At 56.4% G+C, this 15895-nt stretch carries 14 protein-coding genes and 1 pseudogene; 10 read left to right on the top strand and 5 right to left on the bottom strand.

Annotated features, from left to right (window positions below; all coding sequences use genetic code 11):
• Positions 1 to 27 precede the first annotated feature (27 nt).
• Positions 28 to 327 (bottom strand): hypothetical protein, encoded by a 300-nt coding sequence (locus tag LJX93_RS26230; protein WP_227696587.1) that lies wholly within the window; start codon positions 325 to 327, stop codon positions 28 to 30.
• Complete coding sequence (locus LJX93_RS26225; RefSeq protein WP_227696585.1) at positions 324 to 686, bottom strand: hypothetical protein; 363 nt, start codon at positions 684 to 686, stop codon at positions 324 to 326. Before LJX93_RS26225 ends, LJX93_RS26230 begins: the two co-directional genes overlap by 4 nt.
• 285 nt (positions 687 to 971) lie before the next feature.
• Here LJX93_RS26225 and iteA point away from each other — a divergent pair, with 285 nt between their 5' ends.
• From iteA to LJX93_RS26210, 3 genes are all read left to right on the top strand, one after another.
• Positions 972 to 2150, top strand: a complete 1179-nt coding sequence (iteA, locus tag LJX93_RS26220; RefSeq protein ID WP_227696584.1) for an anti-phage ATPase IteA — start codon at positions 972 to 974, stop codon at positions 2148 to 2150.
• Positions 2101 to 4383 (top strand): S8 family anti-phage peptidase IteS, encoded by a 2283-nt coding sequence (iteS, locus tag LJX93_RS26215; protein WP_227696583.1) that lies wholly within the window; start codon positions 2101 to 2103, stop codon positions 4381 to 4383. Before iteA ends, iteS begins: the two co-directional genes overlap by 50 nt.
• A 105-nt stretch (positions 4384 to 4488) precedes the next feature.
• Positions 4489 to 5115 carry a hypothetical protein gene (locus LJX93_RS26210; RefSeq protein ID WP_227696581.1) on the top strand — a complete coding sequence of 209 codons (627 nt, stop codon included), beginning with the start codon at positions 4489 to 4491 and terminating at the stop codon, positions 5113 to 5115.
• 244 nt (positions 5116 to 5359) lie between these two features.
• On the opposite strand, the gene LJX93_RS26205 is transcribed toward LJX93_RS26210, so the two are convergent.
• Complete coding sequence (locus LJX93_RS26205; protein WP_227696580.1) at positions 5360 to 5749, bottom strand: antitoxin Xre-like helix-turn-helix domain-containing protein; 390 nt, start codon at positions 5747 to 5749, stop codon at positions 5360 to 5362.
• Between the two features lie 664 nt (positions 5750 to 6413).
• Here LJX93_RS26205 and LJX93_RS26200 point away from each other — a divergent pair.
• The 4 genes from LJX93_RS26200 to LJX93_RS26185 all read left to right on the top strand — a co-directional run bounded on the left by LJX93_RS26200 (position 6414) and on the right by LJX93_RS26185 (position 9013).
• The gene (locus tag LJX93_RS26200) at positions 6414 to 7253 is read left to right on the top strand and encodes a TIGR04255 family protein (RefSeq protein ID WP_227696578.1); all 840 of its coding nucleotides are present in this window, start codon (positions 6414 to 6416) and stop codon (positions 7251 to 7253) included.
• Positions 7250 to 7789 (top strand): hypothetical protein, encoded by a 540-nt coding sequence (locus tag LJX93_RS26195; RefSeq protein WP_227696576.1) that lies wholly within the window; start codon positions 7250 to 7252, stop codon positions 7787 to 7789. Before LJX93_RS26200 ends, LJX93_RS26195 begins: the two co-directional genes overlap by 4 nt.
• Entirely contained in the window at positions 7764 to 8378 is a 615-nt protein-coding gene (locus tag LJX93_RS26190) for a hypothetical protein (protein WP_227696575.1), read from the top strand. The genes LJX93_RS26195 and LJX93_RS26190 overlap by 26 nt, the downstream gene beginning before the upstream one ends.
• Before the next feature lie 428 nt (positions 8379 to 8806).
• Entirely contained in the window at positions 8807 to 9013 is a 207-nt protein-coding gene (locus tag LJX93_RS26185; RefSeq protein ID WP_227697321.1) for a hypothetical protein, read from the top strand.
• A 183-nt stretch (positions 9014 to 9196) separates the two neighbouring features.
• On the opposite strand, the pseudogene LJX93_RS26180 reads toward LJX93_RS26185, so the two are convergent.
• Positions 9197 to 9373: pseudogene (locus tag LJX93_RS26180) on the bottom strand (IS5/IS1182 family transposase); the annotation flags it as partial.
• A 307-nt stretch (positions 9374 to 9680) separates the two neighbouring features.
• Between LJX93_RS26180 and LJX93_RS26175 the strand changes: the two are divergent.
• From LJX93_RS26175 to LJX93_RS26165, 3 genes are all read left to right on the top strand, one after another.
• Positions 9681 to 10403 carry a pirin family protein gene (locus tag LJX93_RS26175; RefSeq protein ID WP_227696573.1) on the top strand — a complete coding sequence of 241 codons (723 nt, stop codon included), beginning with the start codon at positions 9681 to 9683 and terminating at the stop codon, positions 10401 to 10403.
• A 248-nt stretch (positions 10404 to 10651) separates the two neighbouring features.
• Positions 10652 to 12259 (top strand): MFS transporter, encoded by a 1608-nt coding sequence (locus LJX93_RS26170; protein WP_227697320.1) that lies wholly within the window; start codon positions 10652 to 10654, stop codon positions 12257 to 12259.
• Between the two features lie 240 nt (positions 12260 to 12499).
• Entirely contained in the window at positions 12500 to 13762 is a 1263-nt protein-coding gene (locus LJX93_RS26165) for an OprD family porin (RefSeq protein WP_227696572.1), read from the top strand.
• 95 nt (positions 13763 to 13857) lie between these two features.
• On the opposite strand, the gene LJX93_RS26160 is transcribed toward LJX93_RS26165, so the two are convergent.
• On the bottom strand, positions 13858 to 15699 hold the full coding sequence (locus LJX93_RS26160) for an amidohydrolase (RefSeq protein WP_227697319.1): 1842 nt from the start codon (positions 15697 to 15699) through the stop codon (positions 13858 to 13860).
• Positions 15700 to 15895 lie beyond the last annotated feature (196 nt).

Raw genomic sequence — 15895 nt, 5'->3', positions numbered from 1 at the left:
CAGGCCTCGTACAGCCAGTCGTTCCTACTACATGGATATTTCGGCTGGGAGATCACGCGCGTAGCCTTCTATTAGCTCGATAAGTTCAACGTGCTTGGGGAACTCTGTTTTCAGCCAACCGCTCGGCACAAAGTGATGATCCAGGTGCACCGCAGTGCTCTGTCCATCGCCGCAGGCGCAGAGCATCACATTCATCTCGGTTTCATCTCCAGCCATCGCCGCTGGGACGAACACGACTCCCATGTCACTCACCCCAAATGAGCGTCGCCATTCGGGAGAGCGCTTTCCATCGGGGTTGGACACTGCATACCACTGAATACTGCTCATTGGTCTCTCTCAAAGGGAATTAATGTCGGGTGAGGTAATTCTTCGCCGTCGATCGCCGCTAACACCTGTTCTAGCACTGTGGCCGGGGCATCCAGCGCGCCGAGGATGACGTGCAACTCAGAGAGCAGTTCTGTTTCGGCTTCCCGACGGCGGTCTGTGCTGCCGTCTTCTGCCTCTCCATCATCGAATGCGCTATTCACGGCTTGATTGGCGATGAGATAGCGTGCATTGCAGTCACAGGAGAAAGGGTGATCGCTGTTGTGGAACCGGTCTTGGGCTTCCCAGCCACGAAGCCGGGGGGCAATAGGTTTGCCGCATTGGGGGCAATAAAAAGGTTGGCCGTCGATGAGGTAGTGCATGACTGGGTTCTTTCGCGTGGCTGATGTGAAGTCACTGTCGTGTCGTGCCGCGCTGGTCTCTGGCGAGGCGCGGGATTGTCATGAATGCCGTATGCCGCTGTCTACCAAAGGTACAAATGTTCAAAGCTCCAGTACGTGAGGCTTCACGGCACAGAGCGGGATGGGAAGCTCAAAATGGGCAGGATCTATGCGAATCACTAATGTATAAAAGCGTAACGATTTCTGCCTAATGCGCTACACTCTTGCGCAATTCCGAAACAGTTTACCCCGTGAGCGAATCATTCCGTGGAATACCTCTCTGAAATCTTGAAGATCCTCGATGGGGCCCTCAAGGCGAATGCCAGCATGGCTTCGAACTATGCCGGCCTTCTGGCCGACAAGCTTGAAAGCGATGGCGACAAACGCCAGGCGCGCATGATTAGAGAGCGACTGGCACGTGCACCCACTGCGCTTGCAACCGCCCAGGATGCCGCCAATGGTTTCAGCTTCTCTAACTTGCCCACCGATGGCGAAAGTCATTTGCACACGGTGGATGTGAGTCGTCCCACGCTGGACAAGGAGTCGCTGCTGCTTTCGAGCGCGGTAGCGAGCCGAGTGGATGAGTTTCTGGCCAATATTCGCCGGTTTGACGATTTGGCGCGTGTGGGAGCTGCGACGGCCAGCCGGCTTCTGACTTATGGCCCACCAGGTACCGGTAAAACCAGGCTTGCGCGTTATGTCGCTGCGCACTTGGAGCTGCCTTTGCTGACAGTGCGTTGTGACACCTTGGTGAGCAGCCTCCTTGGCCAGACCAGCCGAAATCTGCGGCGGGTGTTCGAGTATTCGCAGCAGCAGCCATGCGTCCTCTTCCTGGATGAGTTCGATGCGTTGGCCGGTGCCCGCGGCAACGAGAGGGATGTCGGAGAGCTGCAGCGTGTGGTGATTTCGTTGTTGCAGAACATCGATGCGGTCCCGGAGAGTACCATCATCGTGGCGGCTACCAACCATGACCAGCTACTCGATCCTGCTATCTGGCGTCGCTTCAGCTTCCGCATTCCCATGGCTGAGCCGGATGGATACCTGCGCAAATTGCTTTGGAAGCAATACTTGGAGCCATTCAGTTCGGAAACTTTGGATCTGGACAACCTAGCCAAGGTCTCGAAGGGGATAACCGGGGCTAATATCGAGCAGGTATGCCTCGACACCAAGCGATCGGTCGTTCTTTCGAATCAGTCAGCCATTGATGAGGACGAACTTCTTCGCCGCCTGGGTTTGAATCTTGCGCTAGGTGCTGGCCGAGTGCTATCTACTGTCGAGTTAGAAATTCGGTGGCTTAATGGATGGGCGCCCAGGTACTTCTCTCTGAGGACGCTTGGAAGACTGTACGACCTGTCGACTAGGCAAATAAGAAAGATCCTCAAGGAGGAGATCGGCAGTGGCTCGCAAGAATGTACCCGCTCGGGAGTCGTTGAATGCGAGGGTTGAGAACCCTTTCATACACATTCCGTTTCAGGCAAAAGATCTCTCTTCGATTGAGCGGGCTGGTGGAGGCGGCGGCAAAGAGCTCGTAGTCGTCGATGAGGCATACCGCGTCGCTCTTTCGAAAGCACTGACTCAAGCCTCCACTGCACTTTCTCACGAGCAAATGCTTCATCCCCAAGCGCTCTCGCACTTGGTCCTCAAGCTCCGAGATACCGGCATCGCCAAAAGCCACCGGCCTGTTCAGCTTGCCCAAGAGGCTGAATTGGAACCGGCTGGTCATGCCAGGATCGATGAGATGCTAGTCGGTGCTTCTGCCAACAGCTTGACCCAGTTCAATCGAGTCATTCTCAAGCGGAATACCCAGGCCATCCGCTGCAATCTAAGCGCGATTGAGTCGATCGAACCCTGGGATCGTAAGCGTCGAAACCCTGAGGGTAGCCAGCAGTTGCTTGAATACGGTCGAGCTGTCATGAGGCTGTTTCAGTATCAGCAGGACAGCCTGAACGAGCTCAACTATCAGTCCATTTTGGTCGCGCTGAAGTCGCTTTCACTTCCGTTTATCGAGATCGCTCAAGGCCGTGGCCTACCCATCATTGCCGTTCAGGACCTGGACGGTGTCGGCGACAGCGGGCTTGATGTGCTGCTGGACTTGCCGGGCATTCGTACCATCTACGCCGAGCCGTTCTATAGTCCGAGGAACACGGTCGTTGTCCCCCAAAGCGGTAAAAGTGCCACTCAAGCTTCTGTTCAGGAAGTAGAGTTGCCGACCGTGGCGGTGTTCGACACTGGCGTCAGCAAAGACCGATCGCCGATTGCGTCGTTCGTGAAGTCACGCGACACCTACGTCCTCCCGCCAGACACCAACTACGAGCATGGCACTGCGGTGGCCTCGCTGATCGCTGCGGGCTCTTTCTATAACGACAAACATTCATGGATTCCGACGACTCCGGCTTTCATACATGACGTCTGCGCGCTTGAGGCAACTGGCTCCCACATGAGCGATCTGGAGCTGCGTCTGCAGGAGGCCGTACGTCGACGGCCTGACGTGAAAATCTGGAACCTGTCCGTTGGTGGGGATCCATGCGACGAAAGCAACTTTAGCGACCTGTCTATGACGCTTGATGAGCTGAGCGACAAGTATCAGGTTCTCTTCGTTGTGGCAGCGGGAAATTACAACGACCTTCCCCGTCGTAATTGGCCGGCTCCAGCGGCACTCAAGGACAGGATTTCCACACCCGGTGAGTCCGTGCGCTCTCTGACAGTGGCTTCGGTCGCGCATATTGATGCTATCGACGGCCTAACCGCAGCCGGGCATCCGGCCCCTTATTCACGCTGTGGTCCTGGCCCTGTGTTCACACCTAAGCCAGACCTAGCTCATGTGGGCGGTGGTGTCCACGCCCCTTGGGCCGCGGGTACATCGAGTCTCAAAGTCCTGGCTCCGCAGGGACACCTGTACTCCTCGTTCGGCACAAGCTATGCCGCGCCGTTGGCTTCATGCATGGCTGCCCATGCTTGGCAGGCTCTGGCGGGGCGTCCCAACCCCAGCCCCTCGCCATCGCTGGTCAAGGCGCTCATGATCCATTCGGCACAACTGGCGTCACCGGACTATGACTCCTACCAGCGTCGGTATTTTGGGGCTGGTCGCCCCGATGATGTCTTGAGGGCCCTCTATGATTCGGACGACGGCTTCACCCTGGTTTTCCAAGCGAATCTGGTGCCTGGAAATATGCGCTGGAGAAAGTCGCCTTATCCCATGCCAGATGTCCTGATCGAGGACGGGAAATTCCGGGGCGAGATCATCATGACTGCCGTTTACGCGCCGCCCCTGGACCCTAACGCAGGAAGCGAGTACGTACGAGCAAACGTTGAGTTGAGCTTCGGCACGATTGAAGGCGACAACATCACCGGCAAAGTGCCGATGGAGAGCGAGGAAGGCCAAAGCGGCTATGAAAGCGCACAAATCTCAAGCGGCAGTAAATGGTCTCCGGTGAAGGTCCATCGTAAGGCCTTCCCACGAGGGGTAGCTGGTAATGTCTGGGGGTTGCAGGCGTCTGCACTTTTGCGTGCCTACGAACCTGCGCTCACGGAAGCCTTGCCGGTGCACATCATCGTCACCGTACGGTCGCTCGATGGCGATCTGCGCGTACGTGCTGCAGGCATGCGCGCGCTCGCGCAGAGGAACTGGATCAATACGCCACTGCCTCTGCGCGTGCCCATCAAGGTTGTTAATCGCTGAGGATGATAGGCCCCGAGGCTCAGTTCGTTGCGAACGGTTGTAGAGTCTTGGGACTTCCGATAGCGTTGATGGTGACTGCAATACCGCTCTCACTGAGAAACCGCTATGACCCCTGCCATTGATCAATGCGCCGTGGAGTGGAAGCGCCTCGCTCGCACTGCAGAAAATGCCGCTCTTTACGCAGCTCTCACGGGAGCTGAAGAAATGCGGGAGATTAGCGAGCTGGCGGGATATGTTGCTCAGCCTGGGTACCGGTTGATCCGTGTTGATGACCGGCTGAAAACCCTCGGCAACACTGAATTCGAAATCGCTTTGATCGATGATGCCCAGTTGTCCGTAGCCTATTACGTTAAGGCCATAATCGTGTGTATACCGGAAACTGGTAACCGCCCCGCGGTACGCAATCGAGTGTGGCGATCTGCAAGCAACCCTCATTCTCTAGCCTTACGCGATATCTCGCAGAAGGTATTTTTCGGCTACATTGCCCAGCACTACGACCTACTGCTCGCTGACGGCGAGATATTTGGTAACGGGAACTATTATTGGCACCGTCAGGTATCACGGGCCATTGAGGCAGGCTTGAATGTGTCCGTGTACGTACAAGCGGCGCAAAGGTTTCGACCGGTTGCGACGCAGTGCGCGTTGAATGACATACAGTATCAGGCTTGGTCACGTACCAATCCGGAGCCACTTCTAGCACTCGTCTCGATCATTCCTATCGGCGATTGGTAGGTCACGAAAAACGGATGGGCGGGAAGACTCTCCTTTTTCTGATCGAGTTGGACAGCTCATGCGACAAGTCGGCAGCGCTTTCTTAGAGCGGGATCATGCTACCCGTCATGTTTCGTCCGTCTGACAAAATGGAAGCCTGAATTATCGCCAGAGGACTCACGTGTGCTTAATGCGCTAGGAATTGAGCATAGAGGTCAATTGCGCGGCGATCATTCATGGTCGCTCTAAGCTTTCTATGAAATTATTAAGTTCCCAGCTGCATTTGCTCAATCCGCCGAAAGGTTTCGTATAGCGAGATCATGTCGCCCTGGCTGATAACTTCTAGCGGCGATCTACCTTCGAAAAAAAGGTTTTCATTTTGGAATCGAGGAAAGCCACGAACATTCTCAGGGTTATCGAAGACTGTTCGAAGCGCGGAATGGATGCCGAGGACCAGCCCCAGACGCTGCTGTTGATCCCGATCAAGTCTTGGAGCGAAGCCGCCCGCTCGGCGCGCGCGCCGGTAGGTCGATGCTGAGATCCGAAGGATTTTGCATGCTTGATTTTGGGTGGCTTGCCATCCGTCGATGATTCGAATTGCTGCGCGCAGTCCCACTGCACACTGCAGCTCAGTCAGCTTTCCGATTTCCGCCATCGTTTGACCCGCCCAGTAGTTCAGCTTGTTTCACTATGATGCCTTACCATCGCACCCAGCTACACCGTGAACTCAAATCTACATCGACGATCTTCTGGTTGCACGCTGTATCACCGCCTAAAGCCCACCAGCTTCTCTTGTATTGATCGCCTGGCCAATACAGACCTTGCGCCGAGCGGCTCTGCCCTTCGACGAGCCAGTGCATTTGGGAAATGGACTGTCGTCGAGGAGCAGCGGTTCCGCGTGCTCATATCGCATGCGCGCGACAGATGATGGCTGTGTCAAAACGCACAAACTCATCCCCATCTCCAGTCGACCATCAAATGGAGGCGTCAGATGCCAGCGCTGGACCAATCGGGCAGGAACGGCCATATCATTCTGTCGTTTTTATTTGTTTTATCGTGATTCCATCCCGTTACCAGCTTACGCACACACACACACTGGGATACCATTGCGACCACCCGAGCGCTGCGCTTGGGATTGCGGTTACTCACGATCGATGACCTGCCCGACTCCTCCGGCACAGGGGATAGCTGTTCTCTCTGGGGAAGGAACACCGCAATCCGGTAATGGGTCTATCCTGTGATCACCTTCCATTCCAAAGGCCTGAGTGATAGCATTTTGACACTAGGCGCCTTGACCAAACCTGGCTAAGAAGCGAGACATGACTGCAACGATTGTTCCTTACAATGACCAGATCGGTAACGCGATCCGTAACGTGCTGTTTATCTTCACGTTTGGCACGCCTCTGCCTGTGTCGGCGGTCATGGAACTGAGCAAGGGTTCAATCCACGACGACCTGAAGGCACTGCTTCCAAAGGTCGCCCAGCAAAAAAGTCAGAAAATGACGATCGTGGAAGGGAAGTCCCTTGCTACGGAAGAAAAACTGGTTGGCTGTAAATTTGAGCGTTTCAACGAGCGAGGCGAGATTTCGCTTGGACTGAGCGTGGAGCCCAGCAAAATGTCGATCGTTTGCGGTGAGTACACGCGCTGGGAAGCGGTGCGTACTAGCATCAGCGAGGTTCTCCATAAGCTGTCTGCTTGGCTGATCACGCATGAAGTGAGGACTTCCGCCTTCACGTTGCAGTATCTGGATGAGTTCCGCGTCTATTTTGCCGATAACGGCAATCGAACCTTGGTAGACTTGTTCGCGTTGGATTCCCCATATCTGGTTCGAAATTTCTGCGAGCTTGAGCACGAATTCCATTCCCACCATGGCTTCTTTACACAGCCAGATTTCGGAATCGAGGGCCGTCTTCTCAACAACGTGAACATTGGCGTCAACTGCTCACCTGACCGAGAATCGTCGATTGTTCAGATCCAGACCATCCACCGCTACGACGCTAGCGCGGTCCTGGAGATAGTTGACCAAGAGGGCGATCTCTCGCCACTGCTCGCGGGTGCGTATGAATATATGCACCAGGTAAACAAGACAGTCATGCGGAAATTGCTTACTGACCAGGCACAGAAGATCATTAAGCTCGATTCAGGGAGGACGGTATGATGGCGCTTCTTGCTCACTTCGAGAACGAATTCGATTTCTATAGTGCAACGTCCGAATCACAGGCCTTTGAGCTGGAAAACCTAGCGTCTGGGATTGCATGCGGGCTTGGCAAGCAGACACCTGCCTCATACCTTGAGCTGTCATACGATTCGATTAATGTGCCCGCCAGCCTGGTAGGAGCCAAGGAATCTGCGATGCAAAAGCTTCGCAGGAAACTTGATAGCTATAAATCGTTGAAAGAAGGTTGGGATGGTTACTGCGCAGAGCCAGCCAACAGGGATTCTATCGTCGACGCACGGGTGTTTTTGAGCTCATTGCCAGAGAACCTTCCGGTACCTAGCCCAATGCTCGCTTCGGACGGTGAGGTGTCCTTGTTCTGGGAGACGTCAGATGGCTATCTGGAAGCGTCGTTCCCTGGGGACGGTACGTACCACTATATTTTCAACGCTCCGGGCATTAGGGTTGGTGCGGATGATATCCCAGTGACCACACCCACAATCGATCAAAAATTTGCAGCGTATTTGGCATCCATTTGAAATGTCGTGTCGTAATTTTTTTGACGGCCTGCCCGAGGACGGCCCGGAGAGCAAAAAACGATCAGAAATGATCGATGAGGCGTATCCGGGTGGGTTCTGCCAAGTGGAATCCGTAAGCGGTCATTCTCCTGGCGTAGTTGCAGGTAACGAATTTCTGCATAGGTTCGTGTTCTCACCCATCCACATTGATGAAAAAGGTGAGCTAACGGCCGCTTTTTTTGCGGACTGTGCGACTTTTGGCTTGTCATGTCAGCGCAGCGACGTCGACGTACCTGACGCCGAAACCAATGAAATCGGCGCTGCTATGATCGAGTCGTTCAATGCGAATCGTGCACCGGAAAAGCCTGAGCGATCCTATCTTGGGGTCGTGACAGCAAAATGCGATGACGTGCGCATGCTGAGAACCATTGAGACCGGTGTCACTCCTTATGATCAGGCAGTGATGGCTGTCTACGATACCAGCCTTGCGGATAATACGCGCCATGCCGACGTGTTCCAGTTCGTGCCTGCTGGCGTTGAAAGATCCAAGCTCAAACAAATACGTCGCGACCTAGCCTTGGTATTCACACGGTCACCACGCTATGCTTAGTCTCCTTGCGTTCCAGTCGTGTTTACAGGTTTTGGCGCTGCAGGCGGCAGTCAAACAGTCAGCTCCAGCCCTTTCCTGAGCCTTCGTAATCAAAGACAATTTCTGGTGCCAGGCCGCTGCGATAAACGCGGCGAAGGGACCTCCAATATTCTGCGCAAACAAGTTAGTCCTAGCTTCAGTTGCTCATTCGAGAAACCTCCAACCAGGGCAGCATTAAGTCGATAGAAGACATGGCCAAAGCAGGGGAGCTGCTGCGCGAAACCCTTGAAGCTATGAAGGTTCTTCGAAACGGTCAGGATGGCGGGGCTTCCCCCGAGGAGCTGAGCGCCTCAAATTATTGGCGGACTCCTTGTATTTCGATGTGGTGGATTTCCAGTTACTGGAGGCCGGAATTCTGTCCGCGTCGGGTCACTGAAATCGAGGCACTGATGTCCAATACGCCTAAAATTTTGCCACCTGATCACCAATGCTACACCGCGGCAGTAGAGGCAATGCGGCTCTACCACGAAGCATTGGATACTGGCGCGCCTGCAAGCGAGGTGGAACGGTTGCGCTTGATTGCCGAGTCGCTGTTTCAGGCTGTTACTGACTACCAAATGAGGGCCTTTGGACGTGGCAGAGGAACCATTCACTGAGAGATGAGTGCGTGGAAGATCGTATGGGCGTTGATGTCCGCTTTCGACCCAGGCTGTGTGAAAACGCAGTAAATACATCGAAACCCATAGTCGAGCTGACTGCCTTTGGAATCAGCAGGCGAGAGCGCGAATAACCTTACCCAGCGAAAAAGACGTTTACAGTGCTATATGGGCCGCGTCAGAAGCCGGACGGCCCGTTGTCGCAGGATCGACACCTTCGAATCCGAGTGCTCCAAGGTCGAGTTCATCCACGAAGACGTCGACTACCCGAACTGAGTTTTCATCGGTGATGTAATCGTCCAGGCACTCCGGCAGCAACGTGACTTGCGTCCGAGACTCACCTTCAATGAATCGCTTCATGATCGTCACCGCCACGATCTCGACGATCAGAAGGTTAGATAATCGCTGGCGTTTTCACACAGCCTGGACCCATAGCTGCCTTCCGCACTCATCACAGATTTGCTTCCGGAGAGAGATAGCTAAGAGTTGAAGTTGTCGGCCTCGTCATCGAGGCTCCAGCCAGGTTCACCTAGAGCACAGATACTTTCTGTCAAATTGTCCCTTTTTGCGAGACAGAGATTCTATTTAACACGTCTTTTTGTGCTCAGATTTTGACAGTAAAGTTGGTTCATCACATGGAGGCGCCGTCGCCTCAAGGAGAAGAATCATGATCACTGTCCGTAACGCTGATGAACGTGGCCGCGCCAATCATGGCTGGTTGAAGTCATCCCATACCTTCTCATTCGCCAATTACTGGGATCCTGACGAGCAAGGCTTTTCTGACCTTCTGGTCATCAATGATGACCAGGTGATCGCAGGCAAAGGTTTCGGCCAGCATCCTCACCGTGACATGGAGATTTTTTCCTATGTCCTCGAAGGCGCCCTGGAGCACAAAGACACCCTGGGTACCGGGTCGGTAATTAAACCTGGGGACGTGCAGCTCATGAGCGCAGGCAGTGGTGTAGCTCACAGCGAGTTCAACCACAGCAAAGCGCAGCCGGTTCACTTCCTGCAGATCTGGATTGTGCCCAATGTACGTGGCGCGACTCCCCGTTATCAGCAGCAGCATTTCAGTGATGATGAAAAGCGCGGCAAGCTCCGTTTGATCATTTCGCCAGATGGCAAGCAGGGATCGCTCCAGGTTCGCCAAGACGCGCGAGTTTATGCGGGCCTCTTCGACGGCGATGAGCATGCCACTCTGACTCTGGCGGACAACCGTCATGCATATGTGCACGTAGCTCGTGGGCGCATCGAGTTGAATGGCCAGTTGCTCCGCGAAGGGGACGGTGTTCGGATGAGGAAAGAGCAGGTGATCGAGCTCTCCAATGGCCGTGATGCAGAAGTGCTCGTGTTTGATCTGCGACCTAATGAGCTGCCCCGCATGCCTTAACACATGCAACAGGATGGCTGTCTTGCCTCTCCTCGACGAGGGGTAAGAAAGCAGGCCTATTGATGGTTCAAGGAATGCCGAATTTGGCACTCACACCCTTAAGACCTCAACCACCCCACAAACTGATTCTGGCCGGCCCGATGCTAGCTGGATGAGTCGTGCTCGCTCCCTAGGGTGTGCATGGCTTCGCTATGACGCCCCAGGTTACCGACCTGGATCAAACCAATTTTGTTAAAGGCAGCAATGGAATGAGCACATCAACATCTGGCGCTTGGAGCCCCTTGCGTAATGCCACCTTCCGCATGTTGTGGATCGCAACAATCGCTTCCAACATCGGCACTTGGATGCACGAGGTTGGCGCTGGATGGTTGATGACCACCCTTTCCGCCAGCCCGCTGCATGTTGCACTGATTCAGGTGGCGGGTTCGCTACCTATGTTCTTCTTGGCTCTTCCAGCTGGAGCTGCGGCTGACATTGTCGATAAACGGCGTTACCTGCTACTCGTGCAACTCTGGATGTCGGCAGTCGCAGTGACACTGGCAAGCCTCACGCTGCTAGGGCTGATGAACGTTCCATTGCTTCTGGTACTGACTTTGGCGTTGGGCATTGGTACCGCGTTGATGATGCCGGCGTGGAGCGCTCTTACACCTGAGCTTGTTGGAAAGGAAGATCTGTCCAATGCGGTGGCCATCTCGAGTGTCGGCATAAACGTCTCGCGTGCTATCGGCCCTGCCTTGGCAGGTGTTGTAGTGAGCTTGGTCGGCCCGTGGCTGACATTCGCACTCAACGCTGTTTCGTTTGCGGGTGTAATCCTGGTGTTGTTCATGTGGAAGCGCGAGGTGAAAGAGCCGCTGCTGCCTGCTGAACGCTTCATCGGCGCAATGCGTACAGGGATGCGATTCGCTCGAAGCTCTAAACCGCTTCAAACTGTACTGATTCGTGCACTGGCCTTCTTCCTGTTTGCGAGTGCCGGCACTTCACTGCTGCCACTGATCGTACGTGGCGAGATGCATGGTACCGCGGCCGACTTCGGTTTGCTTCTCGCTGCGATTGGTATCGGCGCCGTAGGTGGTGCAACGCTGCTGCCTAAACTGCGTGAGCGGGTCAGCCGGGACCGTATGGTCATGATTGCGAGCTTGTTGTACGCCGTTTTCCTGCTTGTGCTCGCATCGGTTCGCAGTTTCTATGTGCTGATGCCTGCGATGCTGATTAGCGGAGCCGCGTGGATTGCCGTGCTCTCTAACATGCAGGTTGCTGCTCAGACCTCTGTGCCAGCTTGGGTGCGAGCCCGGGCACTGTCGGTGTACATTCTGGTCTTCTTCGGCTCCATGGCGGGTGGTGGCCTTCTGTGGGGGACCGTAGCCAGCCATGCCTCGATCACTCTGAGTCTGCTGTTGGCCGCTGGCGGACTTGCCCTGGCGACCCTCGTTACCTGCAAAGTAGCGCTACCTGAAACTGAAGCTGAAGAGCTCGCGCCTTCGCTTCACTGGCCAACGCCATTGATCGGCGAGGAGCTGGATAAAGAGCGCGGTCCTGTGATGGTGACAGTCGAGTACCACATCGATCCTGCCCACGCAGAGGCTTTCACCCAGGCTGCTCGAGATCTGGAAACCATGCGCAAGCGAAACGGTGCGTTGTCCTGGGGGCTGATGCAGGACAGTTCGGAGCCGACGTTGTGGCAGGAGTTTTTCTTTGAAGAATCCTGGCTTGAACACTTGCGGCATCACCATCGAGTTACCCGTGGTGAGTTGAAAATTGAAGCCCGAGTGCGCAAGTTCCAAACCGAAGGTGTACCCGTGAAAATCCGTCATCTGTTGGCTGAAACACACAAGCATCATCGCTCCGGCAGCCATTGAACCGCGGCAGCTTCCGGCAGCCATGCCATTTGAGCCGCTCCGAGCACCCGCAATACCGTTAAAGCCCATCATGAGCACTGAGCTGGCTTCGGCCTCACTGCTGATGATGGGCTTTTAGTTACTGGACACTTGCATACCGGGAAAATGCACCTGTGCCGCGTACTCAGCACCTAGCACACCGTTACAAGACCACAAGCCCAGCGATCTCCAAAGTTCCGAATCATCTCACCCGGAGCCACCATGATCCGCGCACCTCACGGACCAGGCCGCATCCTGCTCGCTACGCTCACCCTTTGCCCGCTGCTCAGCCAGGCCGAGGAAGCTGGCTGGTCGCTGCTCAGTCGCAACTACTTCCTGCACAGCGACTTCCGCTCACCGTCCGGAAGTGGCCAGAACTATCGCCAAGAATGGGCTCAAGGTTTCATCGGCGAGGTCCGCTCAGGCTTTACCGAGGGCACTATTGGCGTCGGTATTGATGTCCACGGGTTCCTCGGTCTCAAGCTGGACGGGGGGCGTGGCCATGCCGGTACCGGGCTGTTGCCGCGTGACAGCGACGGCCGAGCTGAGTCTGACTATTCCAGTGCGGGCGCCGCACTCAAGTTGCGTCTGGGCAACACTCAGCTGCGTTACGGCGAAATGATGGTAGAAACCCCTGTGTTCGACACAGGCGACAAACGCCTGCACCCTGAATACGCCACCGGCTGGTTCCTGGAGAACACTGATCTTCCCGATTGGCGTTTGCAGGCAGGCCGTTTCACTGCCTTCAACAATCAAGACAATAGCTCAACGCATGATGACTTCAGTGGCTATGGCGCAACCACTGAAAATCGAGCCATCAGCCTGGCCGGCGCTACATTCGCGCCGGCGGGTCCATTTGGAGGGGCATTGTACGCTGGGGAGCTTGAAGATACGTGGCGTCAGGCCTACCTCAACCTGAACATGGCTGAAGGTAATTGGCGCTTGGATGGCAACATTTACAAGACCCGCGATACCGGCAAAGCCAGCGCAGGGGCAATCGACACGCTTGCGTACAGCGTGCTGGCTAAATACAGCTTCGGCGCTCAGGCGCTGAGCGTGGCCTACCAGAAGGTTGAGGGTAATACCCCATTCGACTTTGTCGGGGGCGACTCTATCTACTTGGCCAACTCGATCAAGTACGCTGACTTTAACGGCCCAGGGGAGCGTTCATGGCAGCTACGCTACGATCTTAACTTCGCTACCCTCGGTGTGCCCGGCTTAAGCCTGATGGGCCGGTACGTCAGCGGCCGCGGTATTGACGGATCACATGCGCCGGCTGGCAATGTTTATGTCGATCAGCAAAGCCAAGGAGGGAAGCATTGGGAACGCGATATCGACCTGAAGTATGTGGTGCAGTCGGGTGCGGCAAAGGACCTTAGCCTGTCATTCTCCCATGTCAGTCACCGAGCCAATCAGGCCCAGGCGGGTGACGACATTGACCGTATCTACCTCATCATCGAATACCCGCTCAAAGGCAGTTTCTAAAGTCATGCTTTCAGCGTAGGGGCCATCCTTATCGAGGTTGGGGTAGACGTAAAAAAGGGGCCATCGCGGCCCCTTCTCTTCGACATCACATCAGCTTAGAAAGCAAAGCACGAACAGCCCAGCGCACCCCAGAAGCCCTGGAAGTCATTCACCGGCACACTCGATTTACGTGCCTTGTCATGGCTGTGCGCATGCACCCCGCACGGCCCCGAGCACTGGTGCACGGCTGCTGCCAATGACGGCGTGCCCACACGCCAGTGCCCTGGCACCTTGGCCACCGGCGACCACTCCGGCAGCACCGGCACTTGCGGTGGGCCGAGGCGATCAAACTCGCCGGCACCGTATACAACCTTGCCATCGACAATAGTCAGTACTGACTCGATGCCCTTGATCGCTTCTTCATCGACGCTGAAGAAGTCCAGCGACAGTGCCGCCAGGTCAGCCAGCTGGCCTACCTTGATCTGGCCCTTCTTGCCCTGCTCGCTGGAGAACCAGGCGCTGCCCTGGGTGAACAGCTGCAGCGCGGTCTCGCGGTCCAGGCCTTCCTTGTACAGCTCCATGCCGCCAACGGTCTTGCCGCTGACCAGCCAGTACAGCGAAGTCCAGGGGTTGTAGCTGGACACTCGAGTGGCGTCGGTACCGGCACCCACCGGCACGCCCATCTCGAGCATGCGCTTGATCGGCGGGGTCTGTTCGGCAGCCTTGGCGCCATAACGGTCGACGAAGTATTCACCCTGGAAGGCCATGCGGTCCTGGATGGCGATACCGCCGCCCAGCGCGCGCACGCGCTCGATGTTCTCCGGGGTGATGGTTTCGGCGTGGTCGAAGAACCACGGCAGGCCGTTGAACGGGATGTCGCGGTTGACCTTCTCGAACACGTCGAGCATGCGCGTGATCGATTCGTTGTAGGTGGCGTGCAGGCGGAACGGCCAGCGTTGCTCGACCAGGTGGCGGACCACCGGCTCCAGCTCTTCTTCCATGGTCTGCGGCAGGTCCGGGCGCGGCTCGAGGAAGTCCTCGAAGTCGGCGGCGGAGAACACCAGCATCTCGCCGGCGCCGTTGTGGCGCAGGAAGTCGGTGCCGCTGTGCAACTTGACGCTGGAGGTCCACTTGCGGAAGTCGTCCAGCTCTTCCTTGGGCTTCTGGGTGAACAGGTTGTAGGCGATGCGCACGGTCAGCTGGTTGTTGTCGGCCAGCTCCTGGATCACCGAGTAGTCATCGGGGAAGTTCTGGTAGCCGCCGCCAGCATCGATGGCACTGGTCAGGCCCAGGCGGTTCAGCTCGCGCATGAACTGGCGGGTGGAGTTGACCTGGTATTCCAGTGGCAGTTTCGGCCCCTTGGCCAAGGTGGCGTAGAGGATCATCGCGTTGGGGCGGGCGATCAGCATGCCGGTCGGGTTGCCGAACTTGTCACGCTGGATCTCGCCACCCGGTGGGTTCGGGGTGGTCTTGTCGTAGCCGACGGCCTTGAGCGCGGCGCGGTTGAGCAGCGCGCGGTCGTACAGGTGCAGCAGAAACACCGGGGTGTCTGGCGCGGCCTGGTTGATTTCTTCCAGGGTCGGCATGCGCTTTTCGGCGAACTGGAATTCGTTCCAGCCACCGACCACGCGCACCCACTGCGGGGTCGGCGTGCGTGCGGCCTGGTCCTTGAGCATGCGCAGGGCATCGGCCACCGAAGGCACGCCTTCCCAGCGCAGTTCCAGGTTGTAGTTCAGGCCACCGCGGATCAGGTGCAGGTGCGAGTCGTTCAGGCCCGGGACCACCGTGCGCTGCTTGAGGTCGATGATCTGCGTGGCAGCGCCCTTGTGGGCCATGGCCTCGGCGTCGTTGCCCACGGCGATGAAGCGGCCGTCTTTGATGGCGACGGCGGTAGCGGTGGGCTTTTCGCGGTCAACGGTGTGAAGCTTGCCGTTGAACAGAATCAGGTCGGCGGTCATGGAACCTCCTTGAGTAGATGCGTGGGCGGAACCGGTCTGGCCGGTGAAGGGCAATGCGGACCAGAGTGCGCCGGCGGCACCGAGCACGGTGCCGGTGGCGAGGATCTGGCGACGGGTCTTATCGTTGCGGTCCTGCGACATGGTGTTCTCCGTCTGGGTGCGGCAGCGGTAAGCGCAATTGCGGAGCATGCCGGTT

The sequence above is a fragment of the Pseudomonas sp. HN2-3 genome, assembly GCF_020691745.1.
GTDB classification, from domain to species: Bacteria; Pseudomonadota; Gammaproteobacteria; order Pseudomonadales; family Pseudomonadaceae; genus Aquipseudomonas; species Aquipseudomonas capeferrum.
The sequence above is the reverse complement of the archived record's forward strand: the minus strand, read 5'-3'. Positions and strand labels throughout refer to the sequence as shown.

What these genes read in the sequence shown, in the direction of transcription:
- LJX93_RS26200 (WP_227696578.1), top strand. Translation starts at nt 6,414, where the DNA reads ATGACTGCAACGATTGTTCCTTACAATGACCAGATCGGTAACGCGATC.
- LJX93_RS26205 (WP_227696580.1), bottom strand. Translation starts at nt 5,749, where the DNA reads ATGGCGGAAATCGGAAAGCTGACTGAGCTGCAGTGTGCAGTGGGACTG.
- LJX93_RS26170 (WP_227697320.1), top strand. Translation starts at nt 10,652, where the DNA reads ATGAGCACATCAACATCTGGCGCTTGGAGCCCCTTGCGTAATGCCACC.
- LJX93_RS26185 (WP_227697321.1), top strand. Translation starts at nt 8,807, where the DNA reads ATGTCCAATACGCCTAAAATTTTGCCACCTGATCACCAATGCTACACC.
- LJX93_RS26165 (WP_227696572.1), top strand. Translation starts at nt 12,500, where the DNA reads ATGATCCGCGCACCTCACGGACCAGGCCGCATCCTGCTCGCTACGCTC.
- LJX93_RS26160 (WP_227697319.1), bottom strand. Translation starts at nt 15,699, where the DNA reads ATGACCGCCGACCTGATTCTGTTCAACGGCAAGCTTCACACCGTTGAC.
- LJX93_RS26195 (WP_227696576.1), top strand. Translation starts at nt 7,250, where the DNA reads ATGATGGCGCTTCTTGCTCACTTCGAGAACGAATTCGATTTCTATAGT.
- LJX93_RS26210 (WP_227696581.1), top strand. Translation starts at nt 4,489, where the DNA reads ATGACCCCTGCCATTGATCAATGCGCCGTGGAGTGGAAGCGCCTCGCT.
- LJX93_RS26230 (WP_227696587.1), bottom strand. Translation starts at nt 327, where the DNA reads ATGAGCAGTATTCAGTGGTATGCAGTGTCCAACCCCGATGGAAAGCGC.
- LJX93_RS26225 (WP_227696585.1), bottom strand. Translation starts at nt 686, where the DNA reads ATGCACTACCTCATCGACGGCCAACCTTTTTATTGCCCCCAATGCGGC.
- LJX93_RS26175 (WP_227696573.1), top strand. Translation starts at nt 9,681, where the DNA reads ATGATCACTGTCCGTAACGCTGATGAACGTGGCCGCGCCAATCATGGC.